The sequence below is a fragment of the Agrobacterium genomosp. 13 str. CFBP 6927 genome (assembly GCA_900012615.1).
Classification (GTDB): domain Bacteria; phylum Pseudomonadota; class Alphaproteobacteria; order Rhizobiales; family Rhizobiaceae; genus Agrobacterium.
The window spans coordinates 2,352,926-2,369,700 of record LT009756.1; the positions used below are offsets into that span (position 1 = coordinate 2,352,926).

The 16,775-nt window shown below is 61.4% G+C and carries 14 protein-coding genes and 1 pseudogene; 10 read left to right on the forward strand and 5 right to left on the reverse strand.

The window, feature by feature from the left end; translation table 11 throughout:
* Positions 1 to 70 precede the first annotated feature (70 nt).
* From AGR13A_RS11740 to AGR13A_RS11785, 10 genes and pseudogenes are all read left to right on the forward strand, one after another.
* A complete protein-coding gene (locus AGR13A_RS11740) occupies positions 71 to 1,318 on the forward strand; it encodes a Zn-dependent hydrolase (protein ID WP_167377477.1) in 1,248 nt (415 codons plus the stop codon).
* Positions 1,315 to 2,772 carry a dihydropyrimidinase gene (gene hydA, locus AGR13A_RS11745; RefSeq protein ID WP_080835728.1) on the forward strand — a complete coding sequence of 486 codons (1,458 nt, stop codon included), beginning with the start codon at positions 1,315 to 1,317 and terminating at the stop codon, positions 2,770 to 2,772. The genes AGR13A_RS11740 and hydA overlap by 4 nt, the downstream gene beginning before the upstream one ends.
* A complete protein-coding gene (locus tag AGR13A_RS11750) occupies positions 2,769 to 3,212 on the forward strand; it encodes an NUDIX hydrolase (protein WP_167377478.1) in 444 nt (147 codons plus the stop codon). Before hydA ends, AGR13A_RS11750 begins: the two co-directional genes overlap by 4 nt.
* Positions 3,209 to 4,003 carry an ABC transporter ATP-binding protein gene (locus tag AGR13A_RS11755; RefSeq protein ID WP_003520586.1) on the forward strand — a complete coding sequence of 265 codons (795 nt, stop codon included), beginning with the start codon at positions 3,209 to 3,211 and terminating at the stop codon, positions 4,001 to 4,003. Before AGR13A_RS11750 ends, AGR13A_RS11755 begins: the two co-directional genes overlap by 4 nt.
* Positions 4,004 to 4,210: 207 nt before the next feature.
* Complete coding sequence (locus tag AGR13A_RS11760) at positions 4,211 to 5,086, forward strand: ABC transporter permease (RefSeq protein WP_080835731.1); 876 nt, start codon at positions 4,211 to 4,213, stop codon at positions 5,084 to 5,086.
* Positions 5,083 to 5,955, forward strand: a complete 873-nt coding sequence (locus tag AGR13A_RS11765; protein ID WP_080835734.1) for an ABC transporter permease — start codon at positions 5,083 to 5,085, stop codon at positions 5,953 to 5,955. The genes AGR13A_RS11760 and AGR13A_RS11765 overlap by 4 nt, the downstream gene beginning before the upstream one ends.
* Positions 5,956 to 5,975: 20 nt before the next feature.
* The gene (locus AGR13A_RS11770; protein ID WP_080835737.1) at positions 5,976 to 6,968 is read left to right on the forward strand and encodes an ABC transporter substrate-binding protein; all 993 of its coding nucleotides are present in this window, start codon (positions 5,976 to 5,978) and stop codon (positions 6,966 to 6,968) included.
* A 365-nt stretch (positions 6,969 to 7,333) separates the two neighbouring features.
* A complete protein-coding gene (locus AGR13A_RS11775) occupies positions 7,334 to 8,527 on the forward strand; it encodes an efflux RND transporter periplasmic adaptor subunit (RefSeq protein WP_080835739.1) in 1,194 nt (397 codons plus the stop codon).
* A 13-nt stretch (positions 8,528 to 8,540) separates the two neighbouring features.
* Positions 8,541 to 11,861, forward strand: coding sequence for an efflux RND transporter permease subunit (locus AGR13A_RS11780; protein WP_080835741.1), 3,321 nt, complete (start codon positions 8,541 to 8,543; stop codon positions 11,859 to 11,861).
* 421 nt (positions 11,862 to 12,282) lie between these two features.
* A pseudogene (locus AGR13A_RS11785) lies at positions 12,283 to 12,971 on the forward strand (Crp/Fnr family transcriptional regulator).
* Between the two features lie 74 nt (positions 12,972 to 13,045).
* On the opposite strand, the gene aidB reads toward AGR13A_RS11785, so the two are convergent.
* From aidB to AGR13A_RS11810, 5 genes are all read right to left on the reverse strand, one after another.
* A complete protein-coding gene (gene aidB / locus AGR13A_RS11790) occupies positions 13,046 to 13,870 on the reverse strand; it encodes an AidB family quorum-quenching N-acyl homoserine lactonase (protein WP_080835742.1) in 825 nt (274 codons plus the stop codon).
* 3 nt (positions 13,871 to 13,873) lie between these two features.
* Positions 13,874 to 14,485 (reverse strand): urease accessory protein UreG, encoded by a 612-nt coding sequence (gene ureG / locus AGR13A_RS11795; RefSeq protein ID WP_020813394.1) that lies wholly within the window; start codon positions 14,483 to 14,485, stop codon positions 13,874 to 13,876.
* Positions 14,486 to 14,622: 137 nt separating this feature from the next.
* On the reverse strand, positions 14,623 to 15,294 hold the full coding sequence (locus AGR13A_RS11800) for an urease accessory protein UreF (RefSeq protein WP_167377479.1): 672 nt from the start codon (positions 15,292 to 15,294) through the stop codon (positions 14,623 to 14,625).
* 3 nt (positions 15,295 to 15,297) lie between these two features.
* Positions 15,298 to 15,789: an urease accessory protein UreE gene (gene ureE / locus AGR13A_RS11805; RefSeq protein WP_035220654.1), complete on the reverse strand. Its 492-nt coding sequence runs from the start codon at positions 15,787 to 15,789 to the stop codon at positions 15,298 to 15,300.
* Positions 15,790 to 16,143: 354 nt separating this feature from the next.
* Positions 16,144 to 16,680 carry a peroxiredoxin gene (locus AGR13A_RS11810; protein ID WP_080835745.1) on the reverse strand — a complete coding sequence of 179 codons (537 nt, stop codon included), beginning with the start codon at positions 16,678 to 16,680 and terminating at the stop codon, positions 16,144 to 16,146.
* Positions 16,681 to 16,775 lie beyond the last annotated feature (95 nt).

The following is a 16,775-nucleotide window of genomic DNA, read 5'->3' on the forward strand; positions in this document are numbered from 1 at the left end:
TTAACCGGCAAAAAAGGGAACGGCACAAGCTTTGCTTCGATAAAAACAAAACAGGTGAGGACGACACTTCATGGCGGCGGGTAAGAACTTGACGGTCAATGGCGACCGTCTGTGGGACAGTCTGATGGATATGGCGAAGATCGGCCCCGGCATTGCCGGCGGCAATAATCGCCGCACGCTGACGGATGAGGATGCGGAAGGCCGCAGCCTGTTCCAGCGCTGGTGTGAAGCGGCCGGGCTGACGATGGGCGTCGACCGCATGGGCACCATGTTCGCCACCCGCCCAGGCGAGGACCCGGACGCGCTTCCCGTTTATATCGGCAGCCACCTCGACACCCAGCCGACCGGCGGCAAGTTCGATGGCGTGCTCGGTGTGCTGGCCGGGCTGGAGGTGGTGCGCAGCCTGAACGACCTCAATATCAAGACCAAACACCCGATCACCGTCACCAACTGGTCAAACGAGGAAGGCGCGCGCTTTGCCCCGGCCATGCTGGCCTCCGGCGTCTTCGCCGGCATTCACGATCTCGATTATGCCTATAGCCGCACTGATACCGACGGCAAGACCTATGGCGAAGAGCTGAAGCGCATCGGCTGGCTGGGCGAGGAAGAGGTGGGCGCGCGCAAAATGCACGCCTATTTCGAATATCACATCGAACAGGGGCCGATCCTGGAAGCGGAAGGCAAACAGATCGGCGTCGTCACCCATTGCCAGGGCCTGTGGTGGCTGGAAGTGACGCTGACCGGCAAGGAAGCCCATACCGGCTCCACCCCGATGGCCATGCGCGTCAATGCCGGCTTAGCTGCCGCCCGCATTCTCGAAAAGGTGCAGGAAGTGGCCATGGCCCACCAGCCGGGCGCGGTGGCCGGCGTCGGCCAGATGATCTTCACACCCAATTCCCGCAACGTGCTGCCCGGCAAGGTGGTCTTCACCATCGACCTCAGAACCCCCTCACAGGCAAAACTCGACAGCATGCGCGCCATCTTCGAGCGCGAGGTGCCGCAGATCGCCGAAGAACTCGGCGTCGGCTGCTCGATCGAAGCCATCGGCCATTTCGATCCCGTCACCTTTGATCCCGTTCTGGTCGGCCGCGTGCGCTCTGCCGCCGAAAAACTCGGCTACAGCCACATGGACATCATTTCCGGCGCCGGCCACGATGCCTGCTGGACGGCAAGAGTCGCCCCCTCCACCATGATCTTCTGCCCCTGCGTGGACGGGCTTTCCCACAACGAAGCCGAGGAGATTTCGCCGGAATGGGCCGCCGCCGGCTGCGATGTGCTGCTACATGCGGTGCTTGAGACTGCGGAGATCGTGGAATGACCGCCACCATCATCAAGAACGGCACCATCGTCACCGCCGACCTCACCTATAAGGCCGATGTGAAGATCGAAGGCGGCAGGATCGCCGAGATCGGGCCCGATCTGAGCGGCGGCACGGTACTCGATGCCACCGGATGTTATGTCATGCCCGGCGGCATCGATCCGCATGTGCACCTGGAAATGCCCTTCATGGGCACCTATTCCGCCGATGACTTCGAGAGCGGCACACGCGCGGCGCTTGCCGGCGGCACGACCATGGTGGTGGATTTCTGCCTGCCGGAGCCCGGCCAGTCGTTGCTCGATGCCCTGCAAAGATGGGACAACAAGGCGACCCGCGCCAATTGCGATTATTCCTTCCACATGGCCGTCACCTGGTGGGGCGAGCAGGTCTTCAACGAGATGAAGACGGTGGTTCGGGAAAAAGGCATCAACTCGTTCAAGCACTTCATGGCCTATAAGGGCGCCTTGATGGTGAATGACGACGAGATGTTCGCCTCCTTCTCGCGCTGCGCCGAACTGGGCGCCATTCCCTTCGTGCATGCGGAAAACGGCGATATCGTCGCGCAGATGCAGGAAAAACTGATGGCGGAAGGCAATGTCGGGCCGGAGGCGCATGCCTACTCCCGCCCGCCCTCGGTGGAGGGCGAGGCCACCAACCGCGCCATCATCATCGCCGATATGGCGGGTGCGCCGCTTTATGTCGTCCACACCTCCTGCGAACAGGCGCATGAAGCGATCCGCCGCGCCCGGCAAAACGGCATGCGGGTCTATGGCGAACCGCTGATCCAGCACCTGATCCTCGATGAAAGCGAATATGCCAATGCCGACTGGGATCACGCCGCGCGTCGGGTGATGTCGCCGCCCTTCCGCAACCGGCAGCATCAGGACAGCCTCTGGGCGGGCCTCGCCTCCGGCTCGCTGCAATGCGTGGCGACCGACCATTGCGCCTTCACCACCGAGCAGAAACGCTTCGGCCTTGGCGATTTCCGCAGGATTCCGAACGGCACCGGCGGGCTGGAAGATCGCATGCCGCTGCTCTGGACCCATGGCGTGGCGACCGGCCGGCTGACGATGAACGAATTCGTCGCCGTCACCTCCACCAACATCGCCAAGATCCTGAACATCTATCCCAGAAAGGGCGCGATCCTCGTCGGCAGCGATGCCGATATCGTCGTCTGGGATCCGGCGCTGGAAAAGACCATCAGCGCGGCGAGCCAGCAGTCGGCCATCGATTACAACGTGTTCGAAGGGCAGAAGGTCAAAGGCCTGCCGCGCTACACCCTGTCGCGCGGTCTCGTCAGCATCGAGGAGGCCACCATCGAAACGCAGCCGGGCCACGGCCAGTTCATCGCCCGCGATCCCTATCCCGCCGTCAGCCGGGCGCTTTCCACCTGGAAGGAACTCGTTGCGCCGCGCAAGGTGGAGCGCAGCGGCATCCCGGCATCGGGTGTATGACCGTGAGCGCCGGGCCGAAACGCGAAATCGTCATCGCCGCAGCCGTTCTCCTCAATGAGCGGCGGCAGATGCTTGTCGTGCGCAAGCGCGGCACCACGCAATTCATGCAGCCGGGCGGCAAGATCGATCCCGGCGAAACGCCGGAACAGGCGCTTCACCGCGAACTTGCCGAGGAAATCGGCCTGACGCTTCCCGAAAATGCCGCCCGTTATGAAGGCGTCTTTCGCGAGGAGGCCGCCAATGAGACGGGGGCCGACGTCGTCGCCCACACATTCATCGCGAGGCTTCACGCCAATGTCGCCCCGCAGGCGGAAATAGAGGAAGTGCGCTGGCTCGATCTCGACCGCCACCCCGGCATAACGATCGCAAGGCTCACGGAAACCCAAATGCTGCCGCTGGCGCGCGCGGCCCTGACGGAAAGCGAAACCAAGCCCAGATGAACCAGGCCTCCCCCTATTCCGTCGTTTCCGCCAGAAATCTCGGCCTTACCTTTGAAACGGGCGATGGCCCGGTGCACGCACTCTCCAATGTCGACCTGGAGGTCGGCAAGGGCGATTTCGTCTCCTTCATCGGCCCTTCCGGCTGCGGCAAGACCACCTTTCTGCGGGTCATCGCCGATCTGGAAAAACACACGTCCGGCGATATCACCGTCAACGGCACGACGCCGGAAAACGCCCGCCGGGACCGCTCTTACGGTTACGTTTTCCAGGCCGCCGCCCTTTATCCCTGGCGCAGCATCGAAAAGAACATTGCGCTACCGCTTGAAATCATGGGCTATACCAAGGCCGAGCAGCGCGAGCGCATTGAGCGCACGCTCGATCTCGTCAACCTCAATGGGTTCGGCAAGAAATATCCATGGCAGCTTTCCGGCGGCATGCAGCAGCGCGCCTCCATCGCCCGCGCACTCGCCTTCGATGCCGACCTGCTGTTGATGGACGAACCCTTCGGCGCGCTGGATGAGATCGTGCGCGATCACCTCAACGAACAGCTTCTGAAACTCTGGGATACGACCGGCAAGACCATCTGCTTCGTCACCCATTCCATTCCCGAAGCGGTCTATCTCTCGACCAAGATCGTCGTCATGTCGCCGCGGCCGGGCCGGGTGACGGATGTGATCACATCGACGCTGCCACGGGAAAGGCCGCTCGAGATTCGCGAGACGCCGGAATTTCTGGCGATTGCGCATCGGGTACGTGAGGGGTTGAAGGCAGGGCATAGCTATGAGGGGTGAGGTCATCGCAAGCTTTACCCCCTCTGCCCTGCCGGGCATCTCCCCCTCAAGGGGGGAGATCGGCAGGAAGCGCACTCCCCTCTTAATTCTCGAGCTTTGAGATGGCCGAGACCCAACCACGAGTCGATCTCCCCCTTGAGGGGGAGATGTCCGGCAGGACAGAGGGGGTAAGCCGCACCCTCGGAGTAAGCGGCGGAGCGAAAACCCATGACCCTCCTCCGCCACCGCATCCTCCCCATCCTCACCGTCCTCCTCGCCATCCTCATCCTCTGGCACCTCGCGGTCGTCTACCTCAACATGCCCTTCGCCCGCGATCAGGCCACCCGCGCCGGTCAAACGCCGGGCTTCTTCGAACTCCTGCCGCAAACCTTCGCGCAGGAGCGCCCGGTTCTCCCCGCCCCGCACCAGATTGCCGCCGAACTGTGGGGCACCACCGTCAACAAGGCCATCACCTCCAAGCGCAGCCTCATTTACCACGCCGGCGTCACGCTCTCGGCCACGCTGCTCGGTTTCGCCATCGGTGCTGCGCTCGGCATCCTGCTGGCCGTCGCCATCGTGCATAACCGCGCCATGGACCGCTCCGTCATGCCGTGGATCATCGCCAGCCAGACCATCCCGATCCTTGCCGTCGCGCCGATGATCATCGTCGTGTTGAATTCCATCGGCATTTCCGGGCTGCTGCCGAAGGCGCTGATCTCCACCTATCTTTCCTTCTTCCCCATCGTCGTCGGCATGGTGAAGGGCCTCAGAAGCCCGGAGACGATCCAGCTCGACCTGATGCACACCTATAATGCCTCGCCTGGCCAGATTTTCTGGAAGCTGCGCTGGCCCTCCGCGCTGCCCTATCTCTTCACCTCGCTGAAGATCGCCGTCGCCATTGCGCTGGTCGGCGCCATCGTTGGTGAATTGCCGACAGGCGCTGTTGCCGGGCTCGGCGCGCGCCTGCTTTCCGGCTCCTATTACGGCCAGACGGTGCAGATATGGGCGGCGCTGTTCATGGCCGCCGGTGTGGCTGCCCTTCTCGTATCCATCATCGGCATCGCCCATGCCGCCGTCCTCAAGAGAATGGGAGCCCGACCATGACCCATCCCGGCTGGTTTTTCGGCGCGATCCTGTTCTGGCTTGCCGCCTGGGCCTTCAACGAGTGGCTGGTGCGCCGCCACGTCTCCACGCCAGCGGCAAAGCGTATTGGCCGCATCGCCGTGCCGCTCCTCTTCGGGCTGGCCATCCTCGCGCTGTGGGAAGGCGTGGTGCGCGGTTTTTCCGTGCCGCCCATCCTGCTGCCGGCCCCAAGCGCCATCCTCGCACGGCTTGCCGGCTCCCTGCCGATCCTCTGGGCGGATTTCCGCCAGACCTTCATCAAATCGGTGCTGACGGGTTATGTGCTCGGCTGCGGCCTCGGCTTTGCCGTCGCCATTCTCATCGACCGCTCGCCTTTCCTCCAGCGCGGGCTGCTGCCCATCGGCAATTTCGTCTCGGCTCTGCCTGTCGTCGGCATCGCGCCGATCATGGTCATGTGGTTCGGCTTTGACTGGCAGTCGAAAGTCGCCGTCGTCGTCATCATGACCTTCTTCCCCATGCTGGTGAACACGGTTCAGGGGCTTGCCGCCTCCAGCCACATGGAGCGCGACCTGATGCGCACCTATGCCGCCGGCTGGTGGCAGACATTGGTGAAACTGCGCCTGCCCGCCGCCTGGCCCTTCATCTTCAACGCGCTGAAGATCAATTCCACGCTGGCGCTGATCGGCGCCATCGTCGCGGAATTTTTCGGCACGCCCATCGTCGGCATGGGTTTCCGCATCTCGGCGGAAATGGGCCGCAGCAATGTCGATATGGTCTGGGCCGAAATCGCGGTCGCAGCACTCGCCGGCTCCGGCTTTTATGGTCTCGTGGCGCTCGCGGAGCGGGCCGTCACCTTCTGGCATCCGTCCGTCCGTGGGGGACGAACGTAATAACGAAAAAGGGAACAGCGATGAAAATGAAACTTGCATCCATGCTTCTTGCCGGCGCGTCACTCCTGACCGCATTCGGAGCGCAGGCCGCCGACAAGATTACCCTTCAGCTGAAATGGGTCACCCAGGCGCAGTTCGCCGGATATTACGTCGCCAAGGACAAGGGTTTTTACGAAGCCGAAGGCCTCGATGTCGATATCAAGCCCGGCGGCCCGGACATTGCGCCCGCGCAGGTTCTGGCCGGCGGCGGCGCTGACGTCATCGTCGACTGGATGCCATCCGCACTCGCCACCCGCGAAAAGGGCGTGCCGCTGGTCAATATCGCCCAGCCGTTCAAATCGTCAGGCATGATGCTGACCTGCCTGAAAGAAACCGGCATCACCAAGCCGGAAGATTTCAAGGGCAAGACGCTGGGCGTCTGGTTCTTCGGCAATGAATATCCGTTCCTGTCCTGGATGGCGCATCTGAAAATCCCGACCACCGGCGGCGCCGATGGCGTGACTGTTCTGAAACAGGGCTTCAATGTCGATCCGCTGCTGCAGAAACAGGCCGCCTGCATTTCCACCATGACCTATAATGAATATTGGCAGGTCATCGATGCCGGCATCAAGCCGGAGGAACTCGTCACCTTCAAATACGAGGCGGAAGGCGTGGCGACGCTGGAAGACGGGCTTTACGTTCTGGAAGACAAGCTGAAGGACGCCAAGTTCAAGGAAGACATGGTCAAATTTGTCCGCGCTTCCATGAAGGGCTGGAAATGGGCGGAAGAAAACCCTGACGACGCCGCCGATATCGTTCTCGAAAACGACGCCTCCGGCGCCCAGACCGAAAAACACCAGAAGCGCATGATGGGCGAAGTGGCAAAACTCACCGCCGGCTCGAAGGGCGCACTCGACAAGGCGGACTATGACCGTACCGTCAAGACCCTGCTTGGCGGCGGTTCCGATCCGGTCATCACGAAGGAACCCTCCGGCGCCTTCACCACCGAAATCACCGATGCGGCGCTGAAATAGTAAAATCGAACCCGAACGCATGGAACGCGCGGCACCGTCCGCGCGTTTCTTTTTTTCGCTGGTGACGTATTTAACGAATTACAATATCCCGACCTATACAAAAATGTATATCAAGCATCGCGGCTATGCGGATTGATTTGTACGACAACAACAATTAGAGTCCCGCCCACAAGACTGCCAAATTTGATCTTGTAAGAAAAGCACGACGGCAAAGTGCTGAAGATTCGCGTTGAGGGGCGTTCGAATCGGGAGGATCGAAAAGGAAGTATTGTGATCCCTTGTTTCACATTCGTTTCAGCATGACCTTCTAATATACGCCGAGAGGCTGCAGGACATGCGATCGAATATTGCGCGAGCCAAGACACATGCAGCATAAAGTCACGTTTAACCGCTTTGTATTCCTCCTTCTTTCCGCAACGGCCCTGCCCTTTTCGGCAGCAGCCGAAGGGGAGACGCAGGCACCGGTCAAACAGCAGAACCTCCCCTCGATCATCGTCGCACATGCCGCAAAACGCGATCTTGTGGACCGCATCATCGCCACCGGCACGATCCGCCCCGTGGACGAGATTTACGTCCAGCCGCTGGTTGACGGCCTGTCGATCGACACGCTGAACGCCGATATCGGCGACCGGGTGGAGGCGAATGCGGTTCTGGCCGTGCTGTCCTCCGATAGTCTTGTCCTGCAAAAGAGCCAGCTCGAAGCCAACAAGGCCAAGGCCGAAGCCTCCGTCACCCAGTCCAAGGCGCAGGTTCTGGAAGCGCAGGCCAATCTGGCCGACGCCCTTCGCCAGCGCGACCGCGCCGCCAAGCTCGGCCAGAGCGGTTCGGGCTCCGTCTCCGAGACGGAAAAGACCGAAGCGGCCGCTCAAGTTGCGCAGGCCCGCCTCGATGCGGCCAAGCAGGCCGTTTCCGCCGGTGAAGCCGACATCAAGGTGGTTGACGCGCAGATCGACGACATCGATCTGAAGCTGACGCGGACGGGTGTGAAAACCCCCGTCACCGGCATCGTATCGGCCAAGAACGCCAAGGTTGGCGCCATTGCCAGCGGCGCGGGCAACCCGCTTTTCACCGTCATCAAGGATGGCGCGATCGAACTCGTCGCCGATCTTTCCGAGACGGATATCCTCAAGGTCAAGACCGGCCAGAAAGCCTATTTGACGGTTGCCGGCGGAGCTGAGAAAATAGAGGGCAAGGTGCGCCTCGTTTCACCCACCGTCGATCCGACGACGCGCCTCGGCTCCGTACATGTGGTGCTGCCGGAAAACAGCCCGGCGCGATCAGGCATGTATGCCAGCGCGGAAATAGTCGTCGAGCAGACGAACGCGCTCGCATTGCCGCTATCGGCCGTCACCTCCGGACGCGAAGGCTCGACCACCCGCAAGGTGGAAGGCGACGTCGTCAAGCAGGTGAAGATCGAGACCGGCATAGAGGACGGCGGTTTTATCGAGATTGTCAGCGGGCTTGCCGCTGGTGACAAGGTTGTCGAGAAAGCTGGAGCATTCGTGCGTGATGGCGACCGGATAAGACCGGTTGAAGCCCAGACGGCTGCGTCCAACTGACTGAGGGAATGAGATGAACTTTTCCGCATGGTCAATCCGTAACCCGATTGCGCCGCTGCTTGGCTTCGCGCTTTTGATGGTCCTTGGCATGCAGGCTTTTAACGCCCTGCCAATCACCCGTTTTCCCAATATCGACGTCCCCGTCGTCGCCGTCACCGTGACCCAGAGCGGCGCTTCGCCCTCCGAGCTCGAGATGCAGGTGACGAAGGAGATCGAGGACGCCGTCGCCGCCATCAGCGGCGTCGACGAAATCCAGTCGACCGTCACCGACGGACAATCGCTTACCACCGTCGTCTTCCGCATCGAGAAGCCGACGGAAGAGGCCGTTCAGGACACCAAGGACGCCATCGACAAGATCCGTAGCGATCTGCCCGCCGATATCGAGGTGCCTGTTGTCAGCAAGATCGACGTCGAAGGACAGGCAATCCAGACATTTGCCGTCTCCTCGCCGAACATGACGCTGGAAGAGCTGTCCTGGTTCGTGGATGACACGATCAAGCGCTCGCTCCAGGGTCAGTCCGGCATCGGCAAGGTCGACCGCTATGGCGGTGCGGACCGCGAGGTGCGCGTTTCGCTCAGCCCCGAAAAGCTCGACGCTTACGGCATCACCGCCACCGAGGTGAACAGCCAGCTGCGCGGCACCAACATCGATCTCGGTTCCGGCCGTGGCCAGGTTGGCGGCAACGAGCAGACGATCCGCACGCTCGGCGATACGCGTGACGTCACCCAGCTCGCCAACACCACCATCGCGCTCTCCAACGGCCGCTTCGTGAAGCTCTCCGAGCTTGGCACGGTCAAGGACACCTATGAGGAGCAAAAGTCCTTCTCGCGCTTCAACGGCAACCCCGCCGTCACCTTCGCGGTGTTCCGCTCCAAGGGTGCAAGCGAGGTTTCGGTGGCCGAAACCGTGGCGGAAAGCCTGGATCAGGTCCGCAAGGATCATCCCGACGTGTCGATAGAAATGGTCGACGACGCCGTCTATTTCACCTATGGCAACTACAAGGCGGCGCTCGATACGCTGATCGAAGGCGCGATCCTCGCCGTCATCGTGGTCCTGCTCTTCCTCAGGAACTGGCGCGCGACCCTGATCGCCGCCGTCGCCCTGCCGCTCTCCGCGATCCCGACCTTCTGGATCATGGACCTGATGGGCTTCTCGCTCAACCTCGTCAGTTTCCTGGCGCTGACGCTCGCCACGGGTATTCTCGTGGATGACGCCATCGTGGAAATCGAGAACATTGCCCGCCATATCAAGATGGGCAAGACGCCCTATCGGGCGGCACTCGAAGCGGCGGATGAAATCGGCCTCGCCGTCATCGCCACCAGCTTCACCATCATCGCCGTCTTCGTGCCGGTGTCGTTCATGCCCGGCATTCCCGGCCAGTACTTCATCCAGTTCGGCCTGACGGTCGCCTTCTCGGTGTTCTTCTCGCTGGCGGTGGCCCGCCTCATCACACCCCTGATGGCGGCCTATCTGATGCGCGCCGAAGATGCGATGGACGACCATGCCGACAATGACGGCTGGCTGATGAAATCCTATACGCGCATGGTTTCCGCCACCACCCGCAAGTGGTGGGCGCGTTACCTGACGCTCATCGGCGCCATCGGCTTTCTGGTCGCATCCGTCTATCTTCTGAGCCAGGTGCCGGGCAGCTTCCTGCCGCCGGACGATGCTTCCCGCGTAACGCTTTCGGTGGAACTGCCGCCCAATGCGACGCTGGACGAAACCGACCGCACGACGACCGAAATTTTCCATGCCATCCGCGATATTGACGGTGTGGAAAGCGTCTTCATCCTCGGCGGCGCTTCGCCCAAGGGCGATCTGGAGCTTCGCCGCGCCACGGTCAACGTCATCCTTCAGCATATCGATCACTCGCTGCTGAAAACCCTGGTCAACAAGGGTCTCGGCTCCCTTCCGCTCATCGGCCAATATCTGCCGAAGGTGGAAGAAAAGGGCCGCCTCCGTCCGCAATGGGATGTGGAGCGGGATATTTTCGCCAAGGTCCGCACCATCCCGGATGTGCGCATCATCAAGCTGAACGACCGCGCGGAACGTGAACTGAGCTTCAACTTCCTCTCGTCGAACGAAAAGGATCTGAACGACGCCGTCGGTGTGCTCGAGAGCCGCCTGCGCGCTTCGCCGATCCTTGCCAATGTCAGCTCGGAAGGCGCCCTGCCCCGTCCGGAACTGCAGATTCGCCCGCGTAAGGATGAAATCGCCCGCCTCGGCATCACGCCACAGCAGATTTCGCAGACCGTGCGTGTCGCCACCATCGGCGATATCGACGCGCAGCTGACGAAGATTTCGCTGGATGACCGGCAGATCCCGATCCGCGTGCAGGCATCGCTCGATACCCGCCGCGATCTTGCCACCATCCGCGCGCTGAAGATCAAGACCGCCTCCGGGTCGCTGGTGCCGCTCTATAGCGTTGCCGATATCGACTATTCGGAAGGTCCAAGCTCGATCAAGCGCAACGACCGCAACCGCGTCGTCTCCATCGGCTCCGACGTGCCCTTCGGCACGGCGCTCGACACCTCGACGGCCGAGTTCAAGCGCATCGTGGCCGAAACCGACCTGCCGGCAAGCGTTCGCCTTGCCGAAAGCGGCGACGCCAAGGTGCAGGGCGAAATGCAGCAGGGCTTCGTCAACGCCATGCTGCTTGGCCTGATGCTGGTGCTGGTGGTGCTCATCCTGCTGTTCAAGGATGTCATCCAGCCCTTCACCATCCTGTTCTCGCTGCCGCTTGCCATCGGCGGCGTGGCGGTCGCGCTCATCATAACGCAGAACGCGCTGTCCATGCCCGTTCTCATCGGCATCCTGATGCTGATGGGCATCGTGACGAAGAACGCCATCCTGCTCGTGGACTTTGCCATCGAAATGCGCCGCCACGGCATGGAACGGGTGCATGCCATGGTCGAGGCCGGCCGCAAGCGCGCCCGCCCGATCATCATGACCTCCATCGCCATGTCGGCGGGCATGTTGCCCTCGGCCCTCGGCGTCGGCGAAGGCGGCTCGTTCCGCGCGCCGATGGCGATTGCGGTGATCGGCGGCATCATCGTCTCGACGGTGCTGTCGCTCATCGTGGTGCCCGCCTTCTTCCTGATCATGGACGACTTTTCGCGCCTGCTCGCCCACCTCTTCGGCCGCTTCGTCGGCAAGAAGGAAGAGGAGGAAGAGGCCCTCTCCAACGAGAAACTCTCGGAGATCGCCCGCGAAAACAGCCTGGCGCTTTCCTCGCTCGAGGCGCGGGTCGCCAGCATGGAAAAGGGCACCGGCGAAAAATCCGGCGACAAGGGCAGCAATATATTGCGGCTGCCGCCGCTCGCTGCGGAGTGAAGCTTGCAAAATAACGATTCAGACGCCGGGCCCTGTGCCCGGCGTTTTCTTTTTGTGGCAAAATCCCTCTTCCGTCATCCTCGGGCTTGACCCGAGGATCCATGACGCCGCCAGTTTACGATCGAGGGATAGATCCTCGGGTCAAGCCCGAGGATGACGTCGAGCAAGTGGAAATTTTCCACGACTGAAGCTGGGGCACAACTGCCGCCCGGCTGCATCTCTCGCCCGACCGAACAAGACCAGAACCCATTTGATCGAAATCAATTCGCTTTTCAGGTGAACTGCTAATCTCCCTCGCATCGGGAGTTGCCGGTCGAAGGATAATGCGATGAGCTCTTTTCAGATAGGCGTGAGGGAAAAGGAACATCCCCGGTTTCGTATCGCTTCGGACAGCCCGGCAAAAGGTTTGAGCGGGAGCCGGATGGACGTGAACAAGACCGTGAAGCTGAGCAACAGGGACAGGAACATTCTGCTGCGCGCACCCCTGATCGGGATAGCGGATGACGCGGCTGCATTGAAGCTGATGGAGGCGGCCAGCGTCATCAATGTGAACGCCCGCCACGTGCTCTTCAAGGAAGGCGAGACGGCGCAATATTTCTACTGCGTTCTATCCGGTTATGTCAGGCTCTACCGGCTGGACCGGCACGGGCGCGAGGCGGATGTGCGCGTCAGCGGCCCGGGCGAAACCTTCAATGAATGCCTGATCTTCGGCAGCGACAGCTATCGTTACAGCGCGCAGGCAGCGGAAAACTGCACCGTGGCGCGTTTCGAACTGACAAGAATCCGCAGCCTGATCGATCAGGAGCCGGCAATCGCCAAGGCCGTCATGCGCTGCCTGTCCAACAGCCTGCTCGGAACCATGGATTGCATCGCCAATGACCGGCTGCAGACAGCGCCGCAGCGTGTCGCCCATTACCTCATCAATCAGGGCCCACGCGACGCGACATCCTTTTCGCTGCGGTTGCCGTTTCAGAAAAGCCTGCTCGCCGGCAAGCTCGGCCTTGCGCCGGAAGCGCTGTCGCGCGCCTTCTCGACCTTAAAAAAGCCGGGGTCACCGTGCGCGGCCGCATCGTCCAGGTCAATGATGTCTCGGCGCTGAAGCAGATATGAAGCCAATACCGGGGGAAGGACGAGGACGGGACACCTGCCGGTATCCCGTCCTCGAATTTTCCTGCACCCGGATATCAAAACGGCTGTGGCACGAAGCGAAAACTATCGCCCTCTCGCTCAACACGGAAAAATCCGCCAAGATGGCCGCCGGAAACCAGCCAGTCATTATCGGCAACTTCGCCCAGCGCCTTTAGACGCGTCGAATAGGCAAGTTCGGAATCGATATCATAGACGAAGCCGATACCCGGATCCTGTGCCTGCAACGCGCTCACATGCAGCACATCGCCCCATAATAACAGCCGTTCATCGCCCTGGCCGATAAGATAGCCTATATGTCCGGGCGTGTGGCCCGGCATGGCGATGGCCTCCACATCACCCGCTATCTTTCCCGTCGGGATCGGCCGCAGCATGGCGCCGCAAATATCGAGCAGGCGCGCGGCGAGATCGAACCCGCCCTGCCGGGCGGGCGGCAAGGTCTTTCGCGCCACCTCGCTGGTGAAAAAGCCGAGATCGGCCTCGGGAACCCATATGTCCGCATTGGGAAAATAAGGCTGGTCGCCGTCGATGAGGCCAAGCGCATGGTCGCCATGAATATGGGTGAGGATGACACGCGTCACATCGGCGGGCTGTATCCCGGCGGCGATCATCGCCGCGCGGGCATGACCATAGGCTGCACCCCAGGCCGTACCGCATCCGGCATCGATCAGCCAGATGCCTTCAGGCCCAGACAGCGCAAAGCAGTTGACATCCATATCCACCGTTTCGCCCTCATGCCCGGCAAGGGCCGCCGCCAGCGCTTCTGCACCCTGGCGATGGATGAGATGGCCGACCGGCGCCTTGTAGACACCGTCGACAAAACGGGAAACCTCGTAAGCGCCGAAACGGCGGGAGATAGCCATATTTCAGAGACCGCCCTGTTCTTTCAGGAAACCGACGATGCGCTCCACGCCATCGCCCCGTTTCATGTCGGTGAACACGAAAGGCATGGCGTTGCGCATGCGGGTCGCATCGCTGTCCATGACGGTGAGGTCAGCGCCGACATAGGGCGCAAGGTCCTTCTTGTTGATGACCAGCAGATCGGAGCGGGTAATGCCCGGCCCGCCCTTGCGCGGAATTTCCTCACCCTGGCAGACGGAAATGACATAGATCGTGATATCGGCAAGATCAGGTGAGAAGGTCGCCGCGAGATTGTCGCCGCCGGATTCGATGAAGACCACATCGAGATCGGGAAACCGCGCATTGAGCCCGGCAATCGCCTGCAGATTGATCGTCGCATCCTCACGAATGGCGGTGTGTGGGCAACCACCCGTCTCGACGCCGACGATACGCTCGGACGGCAACGCCTGCATGCGCACTAGCGCCTCGGCATCTTCCTTGGTGTAGATATCATTGGTGACGACCGCGACCGAATAATCGGCGCTCATCGCCTTGCAGAGCTTTTCCGTCAACGCCGTCTTGCCAGAACCGACCGGCCCGCCAATGCCGACGCGCAGCGGCCCATTACCCGATTTCATCACTCTGTTCCCTTCGATATGCTTTGGTCTTGTTTCACCATAGTCCCTCAACGGGACGCTTCAATATATGCAAAGATCGTGCCGCGCATTTCTTCTCCCCGCCGGGGAGAAGAAATGCGTAGCGCGCCCTCGCCCTTTCATGACCGGAAAAGCCGCGTGCCCTGTGTTTCATGGCGCATGGCTGCCGTGTCGGCGATGATCGTTGCGCTGCCGAGATCGTCAAGCGTGGATTGCGTTGCCCGCGCCGCCATCTCCGCGATGATCGCCTCACTTGCGGCGAGAATGGTGACGCCATCCTTCTGTCCCGCAACCCCGAGGCGGATGCCCGCTGAAACGAGCTGTGAGACGCCGGCGTGCAAAAAGGCGGCAATCGTTTCCCTGAGCGGCACCGCATGACCGGCAGCGACCGCGCCGACAGCGACGGGATAGGGAACATCCTTCGGCAACAGGTCCAGAACCGCATGCGGCCAGGCCCCGGCGGCGGCAACGAAGGCATCACCAAGAAGCACCGTCTCGCGATAGCGCTCCGCCGAACCGGCCAGCGCCCGCGCCAGATCGGCCGTTTCGTTTAAGACAGCGGCGTCATCACCATTGCGCCAGGCTTCCGCCAGAAATAGCGCGTCGTTCCATAGGCTGCCGTGGCGCAGAAGCGTCTCCACCCAGCCGTGAAGCGCGGCGGCATCGCGCACACGCCGATCCTCCACCGCCTTTTCAAGCCCGCCGGAATAGGAAAAACCACCGACGGGAAAGGCCGGCGACAGCCAGGCCATGAGCCGCAGCAGCGCGGCAACGCCGCGATCTTCACTCACGGCTCAACCGTGATCGTGATGGTGGTGACCGTGATCATGCCCGTGACCATGGGAGTGGCCGCCATGGGCGTGATAGGCGCCGCGGGCCGGCTGGAATGGCTCCTCCACCTCACGCACGGTGGCGCCGAGACCTTCCAGCATGGCGCGGATGACGTGGTCGCGCAGGATGAGAATACGCTCCTCCTCGATCTGAGCCGAAAGGTGGCGGTTGCCCAGATGCCAGGCAAGCTCGATCAGGTGAAGGCGGTCCTTCGCCTTGATTTCAAAAAGCTTTTCATCCGCTGCGCGAACCTCGATCAAGTCGCCGTTCTCCACCACCAGAAGATCGCCATGGGCAAACAGCACGGCTTCCTTCAGGTCCAGCATCACCATCTCGTCATTTTGCAGATGCAGCAGCTTGCGGCGCAGATGCCGCTGGTCATGCGCCAGGGTAACATAACCGGAAGCTTCGTCGGCAGGGGTTCCGGCCGGATGATAGGAGGTGACGCGCAGCATGGAATGATCCGTTTCAGAAACTGTCTTGGGGGCCTGATTTTTGCCGGATAGGCGGGGTGATTTCAAGGTGAATGAATGCAAGGCGGGAAAAAGGTCGGCATTGCCGGCCGAAAGACTTGAGGCGTCCGGCAACTTCTCCTCCGTCATGCCGGACTGGATCCGGCATCCAGCCACGGCGCGTCTGCGCCGTGAGAGGAGTCTTTCGCGATCAAGGACTTGATCGCACTGGACCCCGGATCTAGTCCGGGGTGACGGTGTGCGGATGAGGCGGCACCGCGAAAGACAATCACGTCCCAGAAAACGAAAAAAGCCCGGCATTGCCGCCGGGCCTTCGTAAAAATCTTGAAACCAAAATCAGGCCGCAGCGCGTGCCTTCAGGTTTTCCAGAATGTTCTGCGGTGCGGAAACGCCGTAAGGATCGGATTCGCAATTGTCCGAATAACCCTCTTCCTCGAACCACTGCTCCACCAGACCGTCGTTGATGACGGCGGCGTAACGCCAGGAGCGCATGCCGAAGCCGAGATTGTCCTTGGCGACCAGCATGCCCATCTTGCGGGTGAACTCACCCGAACCATCCGGAATGACCTTGACGTTTTCCAGGTTCTGGCCCTTTGCCCAGGCATTCATGACGAAGGCGTCATTGACCGACAGGCAATAAATGTCATCCACGCCGAGCGCGCGGAATTCACCCGCCAGCTTTTCGAAATCGGGAAGCTGGTAGGTCGAGCAGGTCGGCGTGAAGGCGCCGGGCAGCGAAAACAGAACGACCTTCTTGCCCTTGAAATAATCGTCGGAGGTCATGTCCTGCCAGCGGAACGGGTTGGGGCCACCAACGGCCTCGTCGCGAACGCGCGTGCGGAAGGTTACGGCGGGCACTTTTTTGCCGAGCATGTCTTTTCTCCTGATCAGGTGTTTTACGCGGATCGCTTGGGATCGATCCGCGCGGAATTCTTTTGCGGTTTCCATAACGCAAGACGCGCTGCGGT